General features: G+C 65.8%; 17 protein-coding genes. 11 read left to right on the top strand and 6 right to left on the bottom strand.

Annotated features, from left to right (window positions below; genetic code table 11):
• Window positions 1-51: 51 nt before the first annotated feature.
• Together A9976_RS22660 and A9976_RS22655 are read right to left on the bottom strand one after the other, a co-directional pair.
• On the bottom strand, window positions 52-1,083 hold the full coding sequence (locus A9976_RS22660) for a FecR domain-containing protein (protein WP_183020872.1): 1,032 nt from the start codon (window positions 1,081-1,083) through the stop codon (window positions 52-54).
• The gene (locus tag A9976_RS22655) at window positions 1,080-1,631 is read right to left on the bottom strand and encodes a sigma-70 family RNA polymerase sigma factor (RefSeq protein WP_183020871.1); all 552 of its coding nucleotides are present in this window, start codon (window positions 1,629-1,631) and stop codon (window positions 1,080-1,082) included. Before A9976_RS22655 ends, A9976_RS22660 begins: the two co-directional genes overlap by 4 nt.
• Window positions 1,632-1,821: 190 nt before the next feature.
• Here A9976_RS22655 and A9976_RS22650 point away from each other — a divergent pair, with 190 nt between their 5' ends.
• The 8 genes from A9976_RS22650 to A9976_RS22615 all read left to right on the top strand — a co-directional run bounded on the left by A9976_RS22650 (window position 1,822) and on the right by A9976_RS22615 (window position 10,769).
• Window positions 1,822-2,460, top strand: a complete 639-nt coding sequence (locus tag A9976_RS22650) for a PepSY-associated TM helix domain-containing protein (RefSeq protein ID WP_183020870.1) — start codon at window positions 1,822-1,824, stop codon at window positions 2,458-2,460.
• Between the two features lie 20 nt (window positions 2,461-2,480).
• Window positions 2,481-3,008: a DUF2271 domain-containing protein gene (locus tag A9976_RS22645; protein ID WP_183020869.1), complete on the top strand. Its 528-nt coding sequence runs from the start codon at window positions 2,481-2,483 to the stop codon at window positions 3,006-3,008.
• Window positions 3,009-3,180: 172 nt separating this feature from the next.
• Entirely contained in the window at window positions 3,181-3,999 is an 819-nt protein-coding gene (locus A9976_RS22640) for a DUF4198 domain-containing protein (protein WP_012206854.1), read from the top strand.
• A 17-nt stretch (window positions 4,000-4,016) separates the two neighbouring features.
• Window positions 4,017-5,093: an FAD:protein FMN transferase gene (locus tag A9976_RS22635; RefSeq protein ID WP_183020868.1), complete on the top strand. Its 1,077-nt coding sequence runs from the start codon at window positions 4,017-4,019 to the stop codon at window positions 5,091-5,093.
• 43 nt (window positions 5,094-5,136) lie between these two features.
• Complete coding sequence (locus A9976_RS22630) at window positions 5,137-6,522, top strand: sulfite reductase subunit alpha (protein WP_183020867.1); 1,386 nt, start codon at window positions 5,137-5,139, stop codon at window positions 6,520-6,522.
• Window positions 6,523-6,734: 212 nt separating this feature from the next.
• Window positions 6,735-8,909 carry a TonB-dependent receptor domain-containing protein gene (locus A9976_RS22625; RefSeq protein ID WP_183020866.1) on the top strand — a complete coding sequence of 725 codons (2,175 nt, stop codon included), beginning with the start codon at window positions 6,735-6,737 and terminating at the stop codon, window positions 8,907-8,909.
• 213 nt (window positions 8,910-9,122) lie between these two features.
• Complete coding sequence (locus tag A9976_RS22620; RefSeq protein ID WP_183020865.1) at window positions 9,123-9,818, top strand: hypothetical protein; 696 nt, start codon at window positions 9,123-9,125, stop codon at window positions 9,816-9,818.
• Between the two features lie 3 nt (window positions 9,819-9,821).
• Window positions 9,822-10,769: a hypothetical protein gene (locus tag A9976_RS22615; RefSeq protein WP_183020864.1), complete on the top strand. Its 948-nt coding sequence runs from the start codon at window positions 9,822-9,824 to the stop codon at window positions 10,767-10,769.
• Window positions 10,770-10,827: 58 nt separating this feature from the next.
• Here A9976_RS22615 and A9976_RS22610 read toward each other — a convergent pair whose 3' ends face one another.
• The 3 genes from A9976_RS22610 to gabT all read right to left on the bottom strand — a co-directional run bounded on the left by A9976_RS22610 (window position 10,828) and on the right by gabT (window position 14,666).
• A complete protein-coding gene (locus A9976_RS22610; RefSeq protein ID WP_183020863.1) occupies window positions 10,828-11,763 on the bottom strand; it encodes a ketopantoate reductase family protein in 936 nt (311 codons plus the stop codon).
• A 105-nt stretch (window positions 11,764-11,868) separates the two neighbouring features.
• Window positions 11,869-13,326, bottom strand: a complete 1,458-nt coding sequence (locus A9976_RS22605) for an NAD-dependent succinate-semialdehyde dehydrogenase (protein WP_183020862.1) — start codon at window positions 13,324-13,326, stop codon at window positions 11,869-11,871.
• Between the two features lie 29 nt (window positions 13,327-13,355).
• The gene (gabT, locus tag A9976_RS22600; RefSeq protein WP_183020861.1) at window positions 13,356-14,666 is read right to left on the bottom strand and encodes a 4-aminobutyrate--2-oxoglutarate transaminase; all 1,311 of its coding nucleotides are present in this window, start codon (window positions 14,664-14,666) and stop codon (window positions 13,356-13,358) included.
• A gap of 127 nt (window positions 14,667-14,793) precedes the next feature.
• Here gabT and A9976_RS22595 point away from each other — a divergent pair, with 127 nt between their 5' ends.
• The 3 genes from A9976_RS22595 to A9976_RS22585 are packed head-to-tail and all read left to right on the top strand — an operon-like array spanning window position 14,794 to window position 17,553.
• Window positions 14,794-16,323, top strand: coding sequence for a PLP-dependent aminotransferase family protein (locus A9976_RS22595; protein WP_183020860.1), 1,530 nt, complete (start codon window positions 14,794-14,796; stop codon window positions 16,321-16,323).
• Window positions 16,324-16,328: 5 nt separating this feature from the next.
• Complete coding sequence (locus A9976_RS22590) at window positions 16,329-17,015, top strand: class I SAM-dependent methyltransferase (RefSeq protein WP_183020859.1); 687 nt, start codon at window positions 16,329-16,331, stop codon at window positions 17,013-17,015.
• A 34-nt stretch (window positions 17,016-17,049) separates the two neighbouring features.
• On the top strand, window positions 17,050-17,553 hold the full coding sequence (locus tag A9976_RS22585) for a GNAT family N-acetyltransferase (protein WP_183020858.1): 504 nt from the start codon (window positions 17,050-17,052) through the stop codon (window positions 17,551-17,553).
• A 31-nt stretch (window positions 17,554-17,584) separates the two neighbouring features.
• On the opposite strand, the gene A9976_RS22580 is transcribed toward A9976_RS22585, so the two are convergent.
• The coding region (locus A9976_RS22580) for an integrase core domain-containing protein (RefSeq protein WP_183017419.1) at window positions 17,585-17,805 on the bottom strand (221 nt) is incomplete at its 5' end.

Below are 17,805 nucleotides of genomic sequence, written 5' to 3'. Positions count from 1 at the left end.
GAAAAGGTACAGACCGATGTCACCGGGCCGGGTTGTCCCGCCGCCTTCTCTTCATGCCGGACCTATGCGCACCCAGTAGCGCACCGGCACATGGATGCGCACGGGCAGCACCTGTACCAGGGACTGCAGGATGCGGTCCGTATCGGCGAGCGGGAAGACACCCGACAGGCGCAGCCCGGCCACCTCGGGTGCCAGCGTGATCAGCCCGGGTCGGTAGCGGCGCAGTTCGTCGATGAAGCGGTCCAGGCGCATGCCCGAGGCCACGAGCACGCCTTCGTCCCAGCCCGGCCCCTCGCCGGCCGCGCCGGCCGGCAGGGCCAGCGTGGCACTGAGCCTTGCGGCTTCGCCGCTGTCGACGCGCAGCAACTCGCCCGCGCGGCTGCGGGCCTCGACCGCGCCCTCGAAAACGGCCACGCGTGTATCCGCAGTCTCCATGTCATGGCGCACCGTGAAACGCGTGCCCAGGGCGCGCAGCCTGCCCGCGGGCGTGTCCACCACAAAGGGGCGCGCAGGCTGGGCCGTGTCATGGGCGGTGGTGACCATCAGCTCGCCGCGCAACAGCAGCACGCGGCGCAGCCGGTCGTCGAAGGCAAGGTCCACGGACGTCTCGGTGTTGAGCAGCAACTGCGTGCCATCGGGCAACTGCAGGGAGCGCCGCTCGCCCTTGGCGGTGCTGACATCGGCATTCCAGGCCTGCCAGGGCAGGCGCTCATGCGCAGTCCATGCCGCAGCACCTGCGCCGGCCAGGCCAGCGACGCTGGCCAGCAGGCGTCGGCGTGACTGGGCGGTCTTGAGGCTGCGCGCCAGCGTGGCCGTGGCAAGGGGTCCATTGAGGGGACCGCTGTTCGAGCGTGCGTCAGGCAGCCTGAGCCGCGCATTCGTGGCCTCGATGTGCTGCCAGGCCCGCTCATGCAGCGGATGGGCCGCGCGCCAGTCCAGCCATTGCGCGCGTTGCTCCTCTGTGCACTCGCCTGACCACAGCTGCACCAGCCAGTCCACGGCGCTGTGGACCACGTCAGGCGGCAGCGCGGGGCCGATACTATCGGCGCCATGGACGCGCCCGGCAGCGCAGCGCTGTGTCATGCCGCATGTTCCGGGAAGTAGCAATGCCGGATGGCGCGCGCCATGTACTGCTTGACCGAACTGACCGAGACCTGCAGCAGCAACGCGATCTCGGCATAGGCCATGCCGTCCAGCTGGGCGTGCAAAAAGGCCGCGCGCACCTTGGGCGGCAGGCCGTCGAGCAGGCGGTCCAGCTCGCACAGCGTCTCCAGCACGATGGCGCGTTCCTCGGGCGAGGGCGCCAGCGGCTCGGGCTGCAGCGCCAGCGTGTCCAGATAGGCACGTTCAATTTCTCGGCGGCGCAGGTGGTTGGCCATCACGCGCTTGGCCACCGTGGTGAGGAAGGCGCGGGGCTCCCGGATCTCGGACAGTTCGGTGCGGGACTCCATCACGCGCACGTAGGTGTCCTGTGCGAAATCTGCCGCATCGCCTGCATGGCCCAGCCGGCGCTGCAGCCAGGTGCGCAGCCAGCCATGGTGCTGCTGGTAAAGATGGGCAAGGGCCTGGTGGGGAGTCACGGCGGGACAGGACACGAAGGGTGAAGAGGGGGCGATGCAAGTGATAAGCATTCTTATTTTACTTTGGGTGGTGCTGGCACGGCCTTGGCGTGGCGCACGATTAAGCCGGTAAAGCTTGTGTAAATGCGATCAATTCTTATTTGTGGGCGGTAGAATCCGCTGGCCTATCCCTTCCTGTGCTCCCGTGGCCGCCATCCATGATGGTTGGCGCCGCGTGGCGCTGCCGCCTTTTCCTGTTGCGATGACACCCCCCAAACCGGACCCTCGGCGCCGTTCCTACTGGCTCAAGACACTGCACGAGTGGCATTGGGTCAGCTCCGCGCTGTGCCTGATCGGCATGCTGCTGTTCGCGGTCACGGGGTTCACGCTCAATCACGCGGGGCAGATCGAGTCCAGGCCGCGCATCGTGCGTGGCGAGGCGGCCTTGCCCGATGCGCTGCGCGTGCAACTGGTCCGGCAGCAGGCCAGCCAGTCGCGCGACCGGGCGCCCGTGCCTGCGCCGTTTGCGGACTGGGTGCGCGGCCAGTGGGGCCTCGAGGCCGAGGGCCGCGAGGCCGAATGGACGGACGACGAACTTTATGTCTCCCTGCCGCGCCCCGGCGGCGATGCCTGGGTGCGCGTTGCCCTGGCCGATGGCGAGGCCGAATACGAGCGCACCGACCGGGGCTGGATCGCCTATCTGAACGACCTGCACAAGGGCCGCAACACGGGCGCCGCCTGGAGCTGGTTCATCGACATCTTTGCCGCAGCCTGCCTGGTGTTCACCGTCACGGGCCTGTTCATCCTGAAGATGCATGCGGGCAACCGCCCCTTCACCTGGCCCATGGTCGGCATGGGGCTGGTGATTCCCATGCTGCTGGCCCTCCTGTTGATCCACTGAGAACCGAAAGAGCCTTGCCAATGAATCCGCACTTCTCTCTGCGCTACACCATGGCGCTTGGCGCCTGCCTGGGCGCGGTCCCGGTCTTTGCCGCCGGCCTGAACGTGGGCGTGGAAATTCCGCGCCTGGATGTCGCCGAATACCACCGCCCCTACGTGGCCGTGTGGATCGAGCGCGCCGACGCCTCGGTGGCCTCCACGCTGTCGGTCTGGTACGACGTGAAGATGCGCAATGCCGAAGGCACGAAGTGGCTCAAGGACATGCGCCAGTGGTGGCGCCGCACGGGCCGTGACCTGACGTTGCCGATCGATGGCATGACCAGCCCCACGCGTCCCGTGGGCAAGCACCAGCTGAGCTTCACCGAAGGCGCCAACCCCTTCGCCAAGCTGCCGCCCGGTGAATACAAGCTCGTGGTCGAGGCCGCGCGCGAAGTCGGCGGCCGCGAAGTGGTTACCGTGCCCTTCAAGTGGCCCGCGGCCAAGGCCGAGCAACTGAGCGCCAAGGGCAGCAGCGAGCTGGGCGAGATTTCGCTCGAACTCAAGCCTTGAAATTGAAACCCCCTGAGGCGCTGCGCGCCTTCCCCCTCACGAGGGGGACGACGCCCTCGCTGCGGGGCGGCCCTGGCTCGGCATCCCTGAGCTGGGCCCTGCATGTTGGTGGGCCACGCATCTTGCGGTGTACCCACGTGCCAGACCCATCCATGAACCAAGGAGATTCTTCATGAAGTCCAAGACCCGCTTTGCCGTCCGTCTGGCTGCCAGCCTCGCCATTGCCTGCGGCGCCTTCCAGGCCGCGCAGGCGCACAACCTGTGGCTGCTGCCCTCGACCACGGTGCTGTCCAAGGCCGAATGGATCACGGTGGATGCCGCCGTCTCCAACGACCTGTTCTTCTTCAACCACGTGCCGCTGGGCCTGGACAACCTCGTCGTCTCGGCGCCGGACGGCTCGGCCGTCGCGCCGCAGAATGCCCATCGCGGCAAGCTGCGCAGCGTGTTCGACCTGGACCTGCAGCAAAGCGGCACCTACCGCCTGGCCATCGTCAACGACGGCCTGTTTGCCTCCTGGAAGGACAAGGCCACGGGCCAGAACCGCCGCTGGCGCGGCTCGCCCGAGAAGTTCGCCGCCGATGTGCCCGCCGACGCGCAGGACCTGAAGGTGACCCAGTCGGTGGGCCGCATCGAGACCTTCGTGACCGTGGGCAAGCCCAGCGCCGTCAAGCCTTCCGGCAAGGGGCTGGAGCTGGTGCCCGTGACCCATCCCAACGACCTGGTCAAGGGCGAGAAGGCCACCTTCGCCTTCCATGTGGACGGCAAGCCCGCCGCCAACCTGGAAGTCGTGCTGGTGCCCGGCGCCACGCGCTACCGCGACAACAAGGGCGAGATCAAGGCCACGACCGACGCCAAGGGCGAGTTCAGCGTGACCTGGCCCACCGCCGGCATGTACTGGGTGGATGCCGATGCCCAGGACAGCAAGACATCGCTGCCCCAGGCCAAGGAGCGCCGCCTGTCCTACGTCGGCACCTTCGAGGTCCTGCCCTGACCTCGCCGGCCCCTCCCGTGCGCGTGCGCTTCGCGCCGGCCCTGTTCCAGGGCGGCGCGGGCCGGGGCCCTGCCGCGCCCGCCCCGGTGGGCGCGGCGTCCTTTGCCGTCTCCGGCCACGCGCCGCAGGCAGTGCGGCGGGCAGACCCCGCCGCACTGCAAACACTCACCGGCGAGACCATGGGCACGACCTGGAGCGTGCGCCTGCACAACCCGGATTTCCGCCCGCTCGATGAGGCGCGCCAGGCCACGGAGGCCGCGCTGGCCCTGGTCGTGCGCCAGATGAGCAACTGGGAGGCCGACTCCGACATCTCGTGCTTCAACCGCGCCGAGCCCGGCAGCTGGCATGCATTGCCGCCCGAATTCTTCACCGTGCTGACCTGTGCACTCGACTGGGCACAGGCCAGCGGCGGTGCCTGGGATCCGACCGTGGGGCCGCTGGTCGATCTGTGGGGCTTCGGCCCGCGTGCGGAAAAGGCGCAGGGCGCCGGCATCCCTGATGCCGATGCGCTGCTGCGGGTGCGCGAGCACGTGGGCTACCAGCGCATCGTGCTGGACCTGGAAGGCCGCCGCGCGCTGCAGTCCGGCGCCGTGCATGTGGACTTCAGCGGCATTGCCAAAGGCTATTCGGTGGACCTGGTCGCCCAGCGCCTGCAGGCGCTGGGCCATACCGATTTCCTCGTCGAGGTGGGCGGCGAGCTGCGTGCCTGCGGTCAACGCCCTGGCAACCAGCCCTGGCGCGTGGCCGTGGCCAGCATGGCGGACCAGTCCACGCCGCTGGTGCTGCCGCTGCGCGACATGGCCATCGCCACCTCGGGCGACCACTGGCATGCCTTCGAGCAGGGCGGGCGTCGCTACTCCCACACCATCGATCCGCGCAGCGGCGAGCCCGTCGCGCATGGCCTGACCAGCGTCACCGTGCTGCATGCCGAGTGCATGCAGGCGGACGCCCTGGCCACCGTGCTCACCGTGCTGGGTCCGCGCGAGGGCCTGGACTTTGCCGAGCAGCGCGGCGTGGCGGCGCTGCTGTGCGAGCGCACGGCGCAAGGCCCTGCCATGGCGATGACAACGGCTTTTGCCGCGCTGCTGCCGTGAGCGTTTCCCTCCCTTTCCCGCCGTGCAGATTTCCGGTCCTGCCATGACCTTGTCCGAACCCGGGCTGCGCGTACTCGCAGCCGCCGTGCTGGTCCTGTTCTATGCGGCCATGTGCGCCGCCATCTGGTGGCGCGAGCGCCGCCAGCGCATGCGGACCCTGCAGGAAGCGGCTGCGCTGACCAGCGCACGAGAGGGCGCGCTGCCCCTGCTCGTGGCCTATGCCAGCCAGACCGGCCAGGCCGAGGAATTGGCGCGCGAGACCGCCCGGCTGCTGCACACGGCCGGAGAAAGCGTGCACCTGTGCGCCCTGGACGCTGTGGATGCCGACCTGCTGGCGCGCACGCAAAGGGCGCTGTTCATCGCCAGCACCTATGGCGAAGGCGACCCGCCCGACAATGCGGCGCTGTTCCTGGTGCAGGCCATGGCCGATGCACAGCGGCTGTCCCATCTGCAGTACGGTCTGCTGGCGCTGGGCGACCGGCAGTACGCGCAGTTCTGCGGCTTTGGCCGCGCGCTGGACAGCTGGCTGCGTGCCGGTGGCGCCAGGCCCTGGTTCGAGCGCATCGAAATGGACAACGGCGCGCCGCAGGCACTGACCGCCTGGCAGCACCAGCTGACCCAGATCAGCAGCCTGGGCGACATGCCGGCATGGGAGCAGCCGGTCTTCAGCGAATGGACGCTGGCCGCGCGTCGGCACCTGAACCCGGGCAGCGCAGGCGAGCCGGTGTTCCACATCGAGCTGCAGCCCCCCGCGTCGGAGCCCACGCTGTGGGAGTCCGGCGACCTGGCGCAGGTCTGCATTCCTGCGGACCCGCAGCATCCGCGCGAGTACTCCATCGCCTCGATCGCCCAGGACGGCTGCGTGCACCTGCTGGTGCGCCAGGCGCGGCGCGAAGATGGCTCGCCGGGCCTGGCCTCGGGCTGGCTCACGCAGGGCGCGCCCCTGGGCGCAGCCATCACCCTGCGGCTGCGTGCGCACCGCAATTTCCGGCTCGAAGACAACCTGCAGCGCCCGCTGGTGCTGATCGGCAACGGCACGGGCCTGGCCGGCCTGCGCAGCCACCTGCGCGCGCGTGCTGCAGCGGGCCTGGGTCCCAACTGGCTGCTGTTCGGCGAGCGCAATGCGGCGCACGACCGGCTGTACGGCGACGAGCTTCAGGCATGGTGCGATGGCGGCGTGCTGCAGCGCCTGGACCTGGCCTTCTCGCGCGACCGCAGCCAAGGCGCGCCGCGTGCCTATGTGCAGGACCTGCTGGCGCAGTCCGGCGATGTCTTGCGCCAATGGGTGGAGCAGGGCGCGGCCATCTACGTGTGCGGCAGCCTGCAGGGAATGGCCCAGGGCGTGGACCAGGCGCTGCACGCCGTGCTGGGCGAGGTGCAGATAGAGTCGCTGGTGCGCAGCGGCCGATACCGGCGCGATGTGTACTGAACGCAGCTTGCGCCAGCGCAAATACGGGCACGGTTTGCTCCTGGGAACGTAGCATCGGCACGACAGATAAATCCTATTGTGCTCGTGAGAATGGAAATGATTCTCAATGTTCATATAATTTCGTTACATATCCCCATCCCATCGCATAACCAAACATTTCAAAGCGAGTTTCACGGGCCCCACAGCCCGTTTTCCGTTTCTGGAGTGTTTGCATGTCGTATCGCGATCTGCGCGGAGTTCTTCCGTCGCGTCCCTCCCATCTGGCCCTTGTGGTGGCTGCCGTCTGCGCTTCGGGTGCCGTCTCTGCACAGACGGCAACAGGCAATGCCGCGCTCGCCACGGAGCTGCGCGAAGTCGTGGTCTCCGCCTCGGGTTTCGAGCAGGACATCAAGGAGGCGCCGGCCTCCATCACCGTCATCCCGCGCGAGGAACTGGCCAAGGGCCGCTTCGGCAGCCTGACCGATGCGCTGGAAAGCGTGGAAGGCATCGACGTGGGCGCTGCGGCCGGCAAGACCGGCGGCCTGAACATCAGCATCCGCGGCATGCCCAGCGACTACACGCTGGTGCTGATCGACGGCCGCCGCCAGAATTCGGCCGGCAACGTCACGCCCAACGGCTTTGGCGAGACGCAGACCAGCTTCATGCCGCCCATCGGCGCCATCGAGCGCATCGAGGTCATCCGCGGACCCATGTCCACGCTCTACGGCTCCGACGCCATGGGCGGCGTGATCAACATCATCACGCGCAAGGTCGGCAAGACCTGGACGGGCAGCGTCAGCGCCGACTACACGCTGCAGCAGGAGTCGGAGTTCGGCGACGTGAAGACGGGCAAGTTCTACCTGAGCGGCCCGATCAAGGAAGAACTGCTGGGACTGTCGGTCTGGGGCAGCATGCAGCGCCGCGATGCCTCCGACATCTTCATGCCCGCCAACAATGGCGTGGCCCCGGTCACCATGGGCGGCAATCCCGTGAAGTCCGACGTGGACAGCCTGGGCCTGCGCCTGGCGCTGACGCCCAACCGCTATCACGACATCACGCTGGACATCGATGCGGGCCGCCAGACCTATGACAACTCGCGCGGCCAGCTCGGTACGCTGGGCCTGCAGGGCGGCTATGGCCCCGAGCAGAAGTACAACCGCGACCAGTTCACGCTGGCCCATACCGGCCGCTACGGTTTCGGAACCTGGGACACCAGCTTCATGGTGAACCGCACCGAGACCCTGGGCCGCACGATTCCTCCGGGAACGCCGGGCGCGACACCGGGCGCCGCGCGCACGCTGGAGGTGGAAAGCAAGGTGCTGGACAGCAAACTCGTCCTGCCCTGGGGCAGCCACCTGACCACGCTGGGCGGCCAGTGGTGGGACGCCGAGATGAAGGACGGCGTGGCACCGAACAAGTTCACCTTCACGCAGAAGGCCCTCTTCGCCGAGGACGAATGGAGCCTGACCGATGCCTTCAAGCTCACGCTGGGCGCCCGCTACGACCGCCACAGCCTGTTCGGCGGCAAGCTCAGCCCGCGCATCTACGGCGTCTGGAATGCCGCGCCGCAGTGGACCGTGAAGGGCGGCATCAGCAACGGCTACAAGACGCCGCGCGTGGAGCAGCTGGCTCCCGGCATCAACGGCTTCGGCCAGCAGGGCCGCCTGCCGCTGGTGGGCAGCCCCAATCTCAAGCCCGAGACCAGTCGCACCACCGAGCTGGGCGTCTATTTCGACAGCCCCACGGGCTTTGCGGGCAGCGCCACGGTGTTCAACAACGAGTTCAAGGACAAGATCACCAGCGGACCGGGCCTGCTCAACTGCAGCTTCGAGGCAGCCCCCGGCCGGCCTGGTTGTGTGGATTTCGGCAAGTGGCCCAATGTGGATACCTTCGGCCAGTCCATCAACGTGGACGAGGCCGTCACGCGCGGCCTGGAGCTGAGCACGCGCGTGCCGCTGGCCCAGGGCTGGAATGCCACGGCCAACTACACCTTCACCAAGAGCGAGCAAAAGAGTGGCCCCAACCAGGGCCACCCGCTGACCGACACGCCCAGGCACGCGCTCAACGCCCGCCTGAACTGGGCGCCCAGCGCCCAGTGGAACCTGTGGCTGCGCGCCGAGTATCGCAGCGAGCGTTTCCGCGATCCCGGCACCAGCGCCGGCTCCCAGGCGGCCAAGGCCGTGTTGGGTGACTTCAAGCCCTACACCCAGTTCCACCTGGGCGGCAGCTACCGCGTGAACAAGCAGTTCACCATCAACGCGGCCATCTACAACCTGTTCAACAAGGACTTCCTGGACTACCAGCCGTACACGGTGCCGGGCCAGCGCCCCACCGTGGAATGGCGCAACCGCTACGTCAACAACATGGAAGGCCGCCGTCTCTGGGTTTCGGCGAACTACGAGTTCTGATCCGAGGGTGTATGAGGTGAGGTCGAATTACTCGGCCTTGATTTGCGTATTTAATTTTCTTATGAATTAACTATTTAAAAGTGTTTATGGGAATTTTTCTATATTGATTTATTTTGATAAATAGTTAAAGGAGTGCAAAAGAATTTATTAAATACTATCGTTTTATTTTACGTGACCAAACATATTTAACATCATGTTAATAGGGGTTATTAAATGAGGCTGGTGATTAATTTTTTCTTTTGTGCTATGACGCTCTTGTCATTCTCTGCAAGTGGGGGTTACGCGGACGAATGGTTTCCTGGTTGTTCGGTTAAACCACAATTTTCTGATGCCGTGTACACTGAAGAAATGCGTTGCCGACGCGACGGCATACACAATTGCGATATGAATCCGGACTGGTTTGACTGCGGCGATTTGCCTAAATTGCCCACGTATCAACTGCCAGAGGTTACTGTTAATGGAGCCTATGAGCCTAATTATGCATATTTGAGAGGTTGGGCTATTTCTAATGGTTATAGTGTTGAGTGGGTTAATCCGAATTATTTTGAGATTTCACCATGGTGGTGGAATAATAGTGTCTGGGTTGAAGAGAGTGTTGCAAAGGCTGCTATTAAAGAGCTAGACTCTCGTTGTACAGGGGCTAATGCAAATCATAGCTCTCCGCCGCGTGAGCGACTGGCTGCGGCTCAGATGATGTATGACCAATTGGCTGGACGGGTTAGAGAAGGCGTTTTTTCCACGGCATTCAGGGCTTACTTTGGCTGGGCGAGAAGAATAACTGTGACGTTTGACGACGGATCGATGGAGACATATACAGTAACGAACTTGCACGCTAGCGTTACTTTGACAATGGTCCCCGGGACACTTCTCGGCCCAGGGAGCGCCGGACCAGTTGTTTGCTTGGGGTAAAGCATGAAAAAATATATTTATCTCATTTTTGGTTTATTGGTGATCGTCGCTATATTGGCGGTATATCGGATAAAAAATGAAGGCGGTGGAGATGGGCGAGAAATTGTTGCGGAAAAGAGCGTAAATGCCTCATTAAATGCTGAAGGTTTAGATGCTATAAAGAATGAGGCTGATCAGGTAGGAGGTCACGGTCTTGGAAGAGCGAAGCCTGGGGAGGGAGGGGGAATATATGATACGAAAAACCTTAAAGAATATTATGAAAGGGTAAAGAAAAATCCCCAGAATGGCGGGTATTTTTATGCACAAGCGGCGATCACTTCTTGTCGACAGAAGGTATCGCTACTTACAATGCCGCAATCTGGATTTAGCTCAGAAAATATTGTGAGAGAGAAGCAAATTTTGGCTCAAAATAAATTGAGGGAGTTGTGTCAAGGGTTTTCTGATGCTGACATAAAAGAATCATATATTGATTTGCAGAGAAACGGGCGAAACCTTGGTGATCCATTGATCATTGCGCAACAGGATATGATCGATTCATCTACGAAAGAGGAATTCGAAAGTTCTTTGAAAAACATATTCGCGAAGAAGGATGTTTATCTGGCTTCTTCGGTTTGGCCGAACTTTGGAAAAATCAGAGGATTTGATGGTTCTGGCAAGAATGAATTCTTTTTTGAAGGAGAGAGTTACTCGACCGATCGTGAGTTGACGATCTATCAAGCTGCGTGGCAAATTGTCCCTTGCGTCAGCGGCGTCCGCTGTGAGATGGGCAGCGATACAGTCCTTATGGCTACCTGTGTGGATGAGGGGGTTTGCATGGAGACGCGAGAGGGGCTGGTGGAGCACCAGTTCGGATCGGATAAGGCTTCGTACAGAAAAGCGGTAGATTTGGCTCGAAAACTATCCAATGCAGTGGAACAGGGGCGCTATCAATTATTTTTGCCACCTCAGTGATTCCCGGTTGTTGCGAAGCTCAATCTGGCGGCGCAACACAGGCGCAAGATGTCGTCATTTAGGAGGACTTCGCCAGCCTGACCAGCACCTGCAGCGCGCGGTTCAGCGGCGTGGGCACGCCCAGGGCCTGGCCGCGCCGCACCACGTAGCCGTTCAGGTGGTCGATTTCGCTGGGCTTGCCCAGCGCCAGGTCCTGGGCGGTGGATGAGAACTGGCCCGGCATGGTGGCCGGCAGGCCATGCACGGCAGCGGGCACGTCGCCGGGCAGCTCCACGCCGTCGGCCCTGGCCACGGCCAGGCATTCGGCCACCACGTCGTCCACCACGTGCGTCACGCCGGGCGCCTGCACCAGCGGGCCGTAGGGCAGCTGGCACAGCGCCGACAGCGCGTTGTACGCGCAGTTGATCACCAGCTTGGCCCACAGCGCGCCGCGCACATCGGGCGATACCTGCACGGCAATGCCCGCCGCGCCAAATTGCAGGGCCACCTGGTCGCTGAGTGCAGAGGGCGCGATGACCAGCTCGCCACGCCCGAAGTGGCGCACATGGCCCGGACCGGCCATGGCCGTGGCCACATAGACCACGGCGGCGGCCACGGCCACGGACGGGCCCAGCACGGCGCGCACGCGCTCGTCGTTGTCCACGCCGTTTTGCATGGTCAGCACCAGGGTGCCAGGCGCCAGGTGCGGCTGCATTTCGCGGGCTGCCTCCTCGGTGGCCGTGGACTTGACGCAGAACATCACCACGTCGGCATCGCGCACGGCGCTGGCCTCGGTCGATGCCTGCATGGGCACCTGGATGTCCAGCGCCGCCGTCTCAAGCCGCAGGCCATGCTGCTGCACGGCCTGCACATGGGCGGGCCGTCCGATCAGCGTGACCTGGTGCCCGGCGCGTGCCAGCAGCGCGCCGAAATAGCAGCCCACGGCGCCTGCGCCCATGACGGCGATGCGCAGCGGCTCGGTGGGGGAGGAGGGGCGGGCGGAAGAAGCGTCCATGGTGCAAATGGGATAGGCCTTTGATGGCGCCCAGTCTAGCCAGGCTGCCGTCAAAGGCCCATGCCGTCCTCCCTGCCGGGGACCATTGCGGACTTCAGGCAGTCCTCAAGCCGTCTGCAGGCACAGGTACTTGGTCTCCAGGTATTCCTCGATGCCGTGGCGTGAGCCCTCGCGGCCCAGGCCTGACTGCTTGACGCCACCGAAGGGCGCGACCTCGTTGGAGATCAGTCCGGTGTTGATGCCCACCATGCCGTACTCCAGCGCGCGCGACACGCGCCAGATGCGGCGGTTGTCGTTGGTGAACAGATAGGCGGCCAGGCCGTAGATGGTGTCGTTGGCGCGGCGCACGACTTCGTCCTCGTCGTGGAAACGGAACAGCGGCGCCAGCGGGCCGAAGGTCTCTTCCTCGCAGACTTGCATGCTGTCGTTCACATCGGCCAGCAGCGTGGGCTCGAAGAACAGCTGGCCCGGCACCGGGCGCCTGCCGCCCGCCAGCAGGCGCGCGCCCTTGGACAGCGCATCGGCCACATGGCTTTCCACCTTCTGCACGGCGGCCTCGTTGATCAGCGGGCCATGCGTCACGCCGGGCTCCAGGCCGTTGCCGACCTTGAACTCCGCCATGGCCCGCGCCAGGCGGCGGGCCAGTTCGTCATGGATGCGGTCGTGCACATAGATGCGGTTGGCGCATACGCAGGTCTGGCCCGCGTTGCGGAACTTGGAGGCCAGGATGCCGGCCACCGCCTGGTCGATATCGGCATCGTCAAACACGATCAACGGCGCATTGCCGCCCAGCTCCAGCGACAGCTTCTTGACCGTGTCGCTGCACTGGCGCATCAGCAGCCGCCCGGTGGCCGTGGAGCCCGTGAAGCTGAGCTTGCGCACCACGGGGCTTCGGGTCAGCGCCTGGCCGATGTCTTGCGGGTGGCCGGTCAGCACCTGGAAGACGCCGGCGGGAATGCCGGCCTCCTGGGCCAGCACGCCCAGGGCCAGGGCGGTAAAGGGCGTGCTTTCGGCCGGCTTGACCAGCATGGTGCAGCCGGCGGCCAGCGCCGGGCCGGCCTTGCGCGTGATCATGGCCGCCGGGAAGTTCCAGGGCGTGATGGCTGCGCACACGCCAATGGGCTCGCGCAGCGTCAGCAACTGCTGGCCGGCCGTGGGCGACTGCAGCAGCTCCCCGTCCACGCGCTTGCCTTCCTCGGCAAACCATTCGATGAAGGAGGCCGCGTAGGCGATCTCGCCGCGCGCCTCGGCCAGGGGCTTGCCCTGCTCCAGCGTCATCAGGCGCGCCAGATCGTCCTGGTGGGCCAGCATCAGGTCAAACCAGCGGCGCAGGATGCCGGCGCGCTGCTTGCCCGTCAGCGCGGCCCAGGCGGGCAGGGCGCGCTGTGCGGCGGCAATGGCGGCTTCGGTCTCGCCGGCCTGCAGGGCAGGTACCTGGCCCAGGCGCTCGCCGGTGGCGGGATTGAAGACATCGATGGCGGGGCCGGAGCCCACGGGGTGCCAGCCCTGGGCAAGCAGGCAGGCCTGGCGGAACAGATCGGGGCGTTGCAGTGAAAGACTCATGGTGCAGCAGGGTATGGCTGGGATGGGATTCAGGCGGCGACCGGCTGGGACGCGCTCTGGGTGATGGCGCTGTCGATGATGTCCAGCGCCCTGGCGAACAGCGGCTGTGGAATCGTCAGCGGATAGAGAAAGCGGATGGCGTTGCCGTACAGACCGCAGGTCAGCAGCAGCAGGCCCTGCTCCTGCGCGTGCCGGACGATGGCGGCCACGCGCTGCGCATCGGGCTCGCCGCTGCCGGGGAGGCGGAACTCCACGGCCAGCATCGAGCCCAGGCCGCGCACGTCGGCAATGCCGGCATCGTGCGTCTGCAGAGCCTGCAGGCGCGCGCGCAACTGGTTGCCCAGCGCGTGGGCGCGCTCGCACAGCCGTTCTTCATCGATCACGTCGAGCACGGCATGGGCCGCAGCCACGGCCAGCGGGTTGGCGGCATAGGTGCCGCCCAGGCCGCCGGGGTGGGGGGCGTCCATGACGGCCGCGCGGCCCACCACGCCGGAGATCGGCAGGCCGCCGCCCAGGCTCTTGGCCATGGTGATCAGGTCGGGCTGCACGCCGTAGTGCTCCATGGCGAACAGCTTGCCCGTGCGAGCGAAGCCGGTCTGTACCTCGTCGGCGATCAGCAGCATGCCGTGCTGGTCGCACAGCTGGCGCAGGCCGGTGAACAGGGCGGCAGGCACGGGGTGGAAGCCCCCTTCGCCCTGGACGGGCTCCACGATGATGGCGGCCACGCGCTGCGGGTCCACCGAGGTCTTGAGCAGCATGGCGATGGCGTCCAGCGACTGCTGCACGCTCACGCCCGTCTGCTCGCCGGGGAAGGGCGCGTGGAAGACTTCGCCCGGCATGGGGCCGAAGCCCTGCTTGTAGGGCGCCACCTTGCCCGTCAGCGCCATGCCCAGCTGGGTGCGGCCGTGGAAGGCACCCTGGAAGGCGATCACGGCCGAGCGGCCCGTGGCATGGCGCGCGATCTTGACGGCGTTTTCCACGGCCTCGGCGCCCGTGGTGAAGAAGGCGGTCTTGGCGGGGCCGTCGATGGGCGCCAGCGCATTGATGCGCTCGGCCAGCGCAATGGCGCTTTCGTAGGGAACGATCTGGAAGGCCGTGTGCGTGAAGCGCTCCAGTTGCTGCTGCACGGCCTGGACCACGCGCGGATGGCGGTGGCCCGTGTTGAGCACGGCAATGCCGGCCGCGAAATCGATGTACTGCCGGCCCTCGGCATCGGTCAGCAGGGCGTTGTCGGCCTGCACGGCGTGGAAGCCGCACATCACGCCCACGCCGCGTGGCATGGCGGCGGTGCGCCGGCTCTGGAGTTGCTGATTGAGGGACGGGGTGGCGGCGCTGGACATGGGAGGTCTCCGTTGATGTGGCAGGCTTCCCGTTATAGTGGCGATTGGTTCCATGAATGGATCCATCTTTTGAAAAGATGATGGTGCCAATTGCGAGCGCCATCATTTCCGCTCCATCAAGACAGACATGGCAAAACCTTCCGTGTGCGCAGACCTCATCCTGCAGATGGACTGGCGGGCGCTGGGCGGGGGCCGCGCCCGACTGAACCGGGTCCTGTACCTGGCGTTGCGCCAGGCCATTGACAGCGGTGCCCTGTTGCCGCGCAGCCGTCTGCCTGCGTCGCGTGACCTGGCGCGCGAGCTGGGTGTGTCGCGCAACACCGTCAACCACGCCTATGAGCAACTGCAGGTAGAGGGCTATGTGCGCAGCCAGGTGGGGCGGGGCACGCATGTGGTGGACACCCTGCCTGCGGCCTTGCTGCTGAGCGGCGGGCGTGCGCCCGCACGCCGCGCCACCGCCGCGGCGCCCGCCCCGGGCGGCGGCCTGTCTGCGCAGGCGCAGGCCCTGCTGAAAACGGCCCAGGCCTCCGAGCAGCAATGGGGCGCCTTCATGCCCGGCGTGCCCGACGTGACCGAATTTCCGCGCGCCACCTATGCGCGCATCCACAACCGCCTGCTGCGCCACGCCGGGCCGCAACTGCTGACCTACGGCACGCGCGGCGGCATGGACGCGCTCAAGCAGGCCCTGGCCGAGCACCTGCGCGTGGCGCGCTCGGTGGACTGCGGGCCGGGCCAGGTGCTGATCACCGAAGGCGTGCACCAGGCCATCGACCTGGTGGTGCGCAGCCTTGCCGATCCCGGCGACTGCGTGTGGATGGAGGAGCCCGGCTACTGGGGCATTGCCAACGTGCTGCGCATGCAGCACGGGCTGCACCTGCACAGCGTGCCCGTGGACGCGGAGGGCATGCAACTGCCCGAAGGCCTGCCCGCGCCCCGGCTGATCTTCGTCACGCCCTCGCACCAATATCCCTTGGGCGCCGTCATGAGCATGGCCCGGCGCCGTGCGCTGATTGCCTATGCGCGCCGCGTGGGCGCCTGGATCGTGGAGGACGACTACGACAGCGAATTCCGCTTCTCCGGCAGTCCCGTGCCTAGCATGCAGGGCATGGAGGAAGGTGCGCCCGTGATCTACATAGGCACCTTCAGCAAAACCCTCTATCCGGGGCTGCGCATGGGCTACATGGTCCTGCCACCGGCCCTGGCCGAGCCCCTGCGGCGCATCCATTCCGAGCTGTACCGCGAGGGGCACCAGTTGCCCCAGCAGGTGATTGCCGAGTTGATCACCGAAGGCCACTACGCCGCCCACATCCGCAAGATGCGCCTGCTCTACGGCAAGCGCCGCCGCATGCTGCTGGCCCTGATCGAGCGCTACCTGGGCACCGAGTGCCTGCCCCGTCTGGAAAGCGATGCAGGCCTGCACTTCGTCATGCCGCTGCCCGATGGGGATGACGACGTCGCCCTGGCCGAAGCGCTGGGCCAGGCCGGCATCTGGGTCAAGCCCCTGTCGCGCTACTACGCCGGGCAGGACCGGCAGCGCGGCCTGCTGCTGGGATATGCCAGCGTCACGGAACAAGAGATAGGCACGGCGTTCTTCAGGATGCTGGAGGTGCTGCACTCAACCAGGCGCCGGGGGCATTTGCCCGGCACGACACAATGACCCCCATGCAAGACCAGACACACGATCCCTTCAACGACCCCCAGGCCGTTGCCAGCTACGCCCAGGGCCCTGCGCGCAACGTGCCCGGCTGGGCCGACATGATGCGCATGGCCGACCTGCTGTTGTCCGAAAGCGCGCCCGAGGATGCCAGGGTGCTGGTCGTCGGCGCAGGCGGCGGGCTGGAAATCAGGCGCTTTGCCGAAGCACATGCGGGCTGGCGCTTTGCGGGCGTGGACCCGGCAGGTGAAATGCTCAAGCTGGCCCGCGCCACGCTGGGGCCGCTGGCCGAACGCGTGGACTGGCATGAAGGCTATGTGGATGGCGCGCCGCAAGGCCTCTTCGATGCCGCCACCTGCCTGCTGACCCTGCACTTCGTGCCCCTGGACCAGCGCCTGTTCACCTTGCGCGAGATCCGCCGCCGCCTGCGCCCGGGGGCCCCCTTCGTGGCGGCCCATCTGAGCTTTTCGCAAACGCCCGGCGAGCGCGAAACCTGGCTGTCGCGCTATGCCGCCTTTATTGCGTCCTCCGGCGTGGAGCCCTCCAGGGCCAGGGCGGCGGCCGAGGCCGTGGGCGCGCGGCTGCCGGTTCTCTCGCCCGCGCAGGATGAGGCGCTGATGCGCGAAGCCGGCTTTGGCGGGCTGCAGCTGTTCTATGCGGGCATGGCGTTCCGGGGCTGGGTGGCCAGTGCCTGAGGCCCTTGCATCGATGCCCGGTGCCGGAGACGCCATGATCACCATCCGCGCGATCGATCCCTCCGAATGGGCCCTCTACCGCGACATCCGGTTGCAGGCGCTGCAGGATGCGCCTGACGCCTTCGGCAGCACCTGGAAGGCGGAGGCGGCAAGAGCGGACGAGAACTGGTCGGCACGCATTGCGGCCGCCACCATCAGCGGCCAGGACCGCGCGCTCCTGGCCTGGGATGGCGACAAGGCCTGCGGCCTGGTCTGGTGCAAGCTGTCGGCCACCGACCCTGGCGTGGCCGATCTCTTTCAGATGTGGGTGGCTCCCGCTGCACGTGGCCGGGGCGCAGGCCATGCCCTGCTGGCCGAAGCCATCGCCTGGGCAAGGCGCATGGGCGTGAGCCGCGTGCAGTTGGGCGTTACCGATGCCGATTCACCGGCCATGCGCCTTTACAAGGCACACGGTTTTCAGGCCGTGGGCGCTCCCGAGCTCTTGCGCGAGGGCAGTGCGCTCATGGCGCGGAGCATGGTGCTGGAGTGGAGCGTTTGACAGTCTGACCCGTCCTGCCATAGGTTGACACCTATGAAGGACACCGATCCGGCGTAATCCAGCCGGCCAGAGACGCCCGATGAACCTCATCGGGCGTTTTCAATTTTAGGGACAGGTGCGGTCTTTCCTGGTTGTAGATCTGCACGGCCTGCTGGACCATCCGGCTGGCCTGGGCCAGATCGGCAGGCCGATGCAGCAGGAACTCCATCTTCAAGATCCCGTTGACGCGCTCGGCCAGCGCGTTCTGATAGC

This window comes from Delftia sp. UME58 (genome assembly GCF_014170385.1).
In the GTDB taxonomy this organism is placed as follows: Bacteria; Pseudomonadota; Gammaproteobacteria; order Burkholderiales; family Burkholderiaceae_C; genus Comamonas; species Comamonas acidovorans.
Note: the sequence above shows the minus strand (reverse complement) of the source record. Positions and strands in the feature narration are given on the sequence as shown.

Bases quoted from the DNA above. Each gene is read 5' to 3' on its own strand.
- A9976_RS22660 (WP_183020872.1), bottom strand. From the start codon at position 1,083: ATGACACAGCGCTGCGCTGCCGGGCGCGTCCATGGCGCCGATAGTATC.
- A9976_RS22655 (WP_183020871.1), bottom strand. From the start codon at position 1,631: ATGCTTATCACTTGCATCGCCCCCTCTTCACCCTTCGTGTCCTGTCCC.
- A9976_RS22650 (WP_183020870.1), top strand. From the start codon at position 1,822: ATGACACCCCCCAAACCGGACCCTCGGCGCCGTTCCTACTGGCTCAAG.
- A9976_RS22645 (WP_183020869.1), top strand. From the start codon at position 2,481: ATGAATCCGCACTTCTCTCTGCGCTACACCATGGCGCTTGGCGCCTGC.
- A9976_RS22640 (WP_012206854.1), top strand. From the start codon at position 3,181: ATGAAGTCCAAGACCCGCTTTGCCGTCCGTCTGGCTGCCAGCCTCGCC.
- A9976_RS22630 (WP_183020867.1), top strand. From the start codon at position 5,137: ATGACCTTGTCCGAACCCGGGCTGCGCGTACTCGCAGCCGCCGTGCTG.
- A9976_RS22625 (WP_183020866.1), top strand. From the start codon at position 6,735: ATGTCGTATCGCGATCTGCGCGGAGTTCTTCCGTCGCGTCCCTCCCAT.
- A9976_RS22620 (WP_183020865.1), top strand. From the start codon at position 9,123: ATGAGGCTGGTGATTAATTTTTTCTTTTGTGCTATGACGCTCTTGTCA.
- A9976_RS22615 (WP_183020864.1), top strand. From the start codon at position 9,822: ATGAAAAAATATATTTATCTCATTTTTGGTTTATTGGTGATCGTCGCT.
- A9976_RS22610 (WP_183020863.1), bottom strand. From the start codon at position 11,763: ATGGACGCTTCTTCCGCCCGCCCCTCCTCCCCCACCGAGCCGCTGCGC.
- A9976_RS22605 (WP_183020862.1), bottom strand. From the start codon at position 13,326: ATGAGTCTTTCACTGCAACGCCCCGATCTGTTCCGCCAGGCCTGCCTG.
- gabT (WP_183020861.1), bottom strand. From the start codon at position 14,666: ATGTCCAGCGCCGCCACCCCGTCCCTCAATCAGCAACTCCAGAGCCGG.
- A9976_RS22595 (WP_183020860.1), top strand. From the start codon at position 14,794: ATGGCAAAACCTTCCGTGTGCGCAGACCTCATCCTGCAGATGGACTGG.
- A9976_RS22590 (WP_183020859.1), top strand. From the start codon at position 16,329: ATGCAAGACCAGACACACGATCCCTTCAACGACCCCCAGGCCGTTGCC.
- A9976_RS22585 (WP_183020858.1), top strand. From the start codon at position 17,050: ATGATCACCATCCGCGCGATCGATCCCTCCGAATGGGCCCTCTACCGC.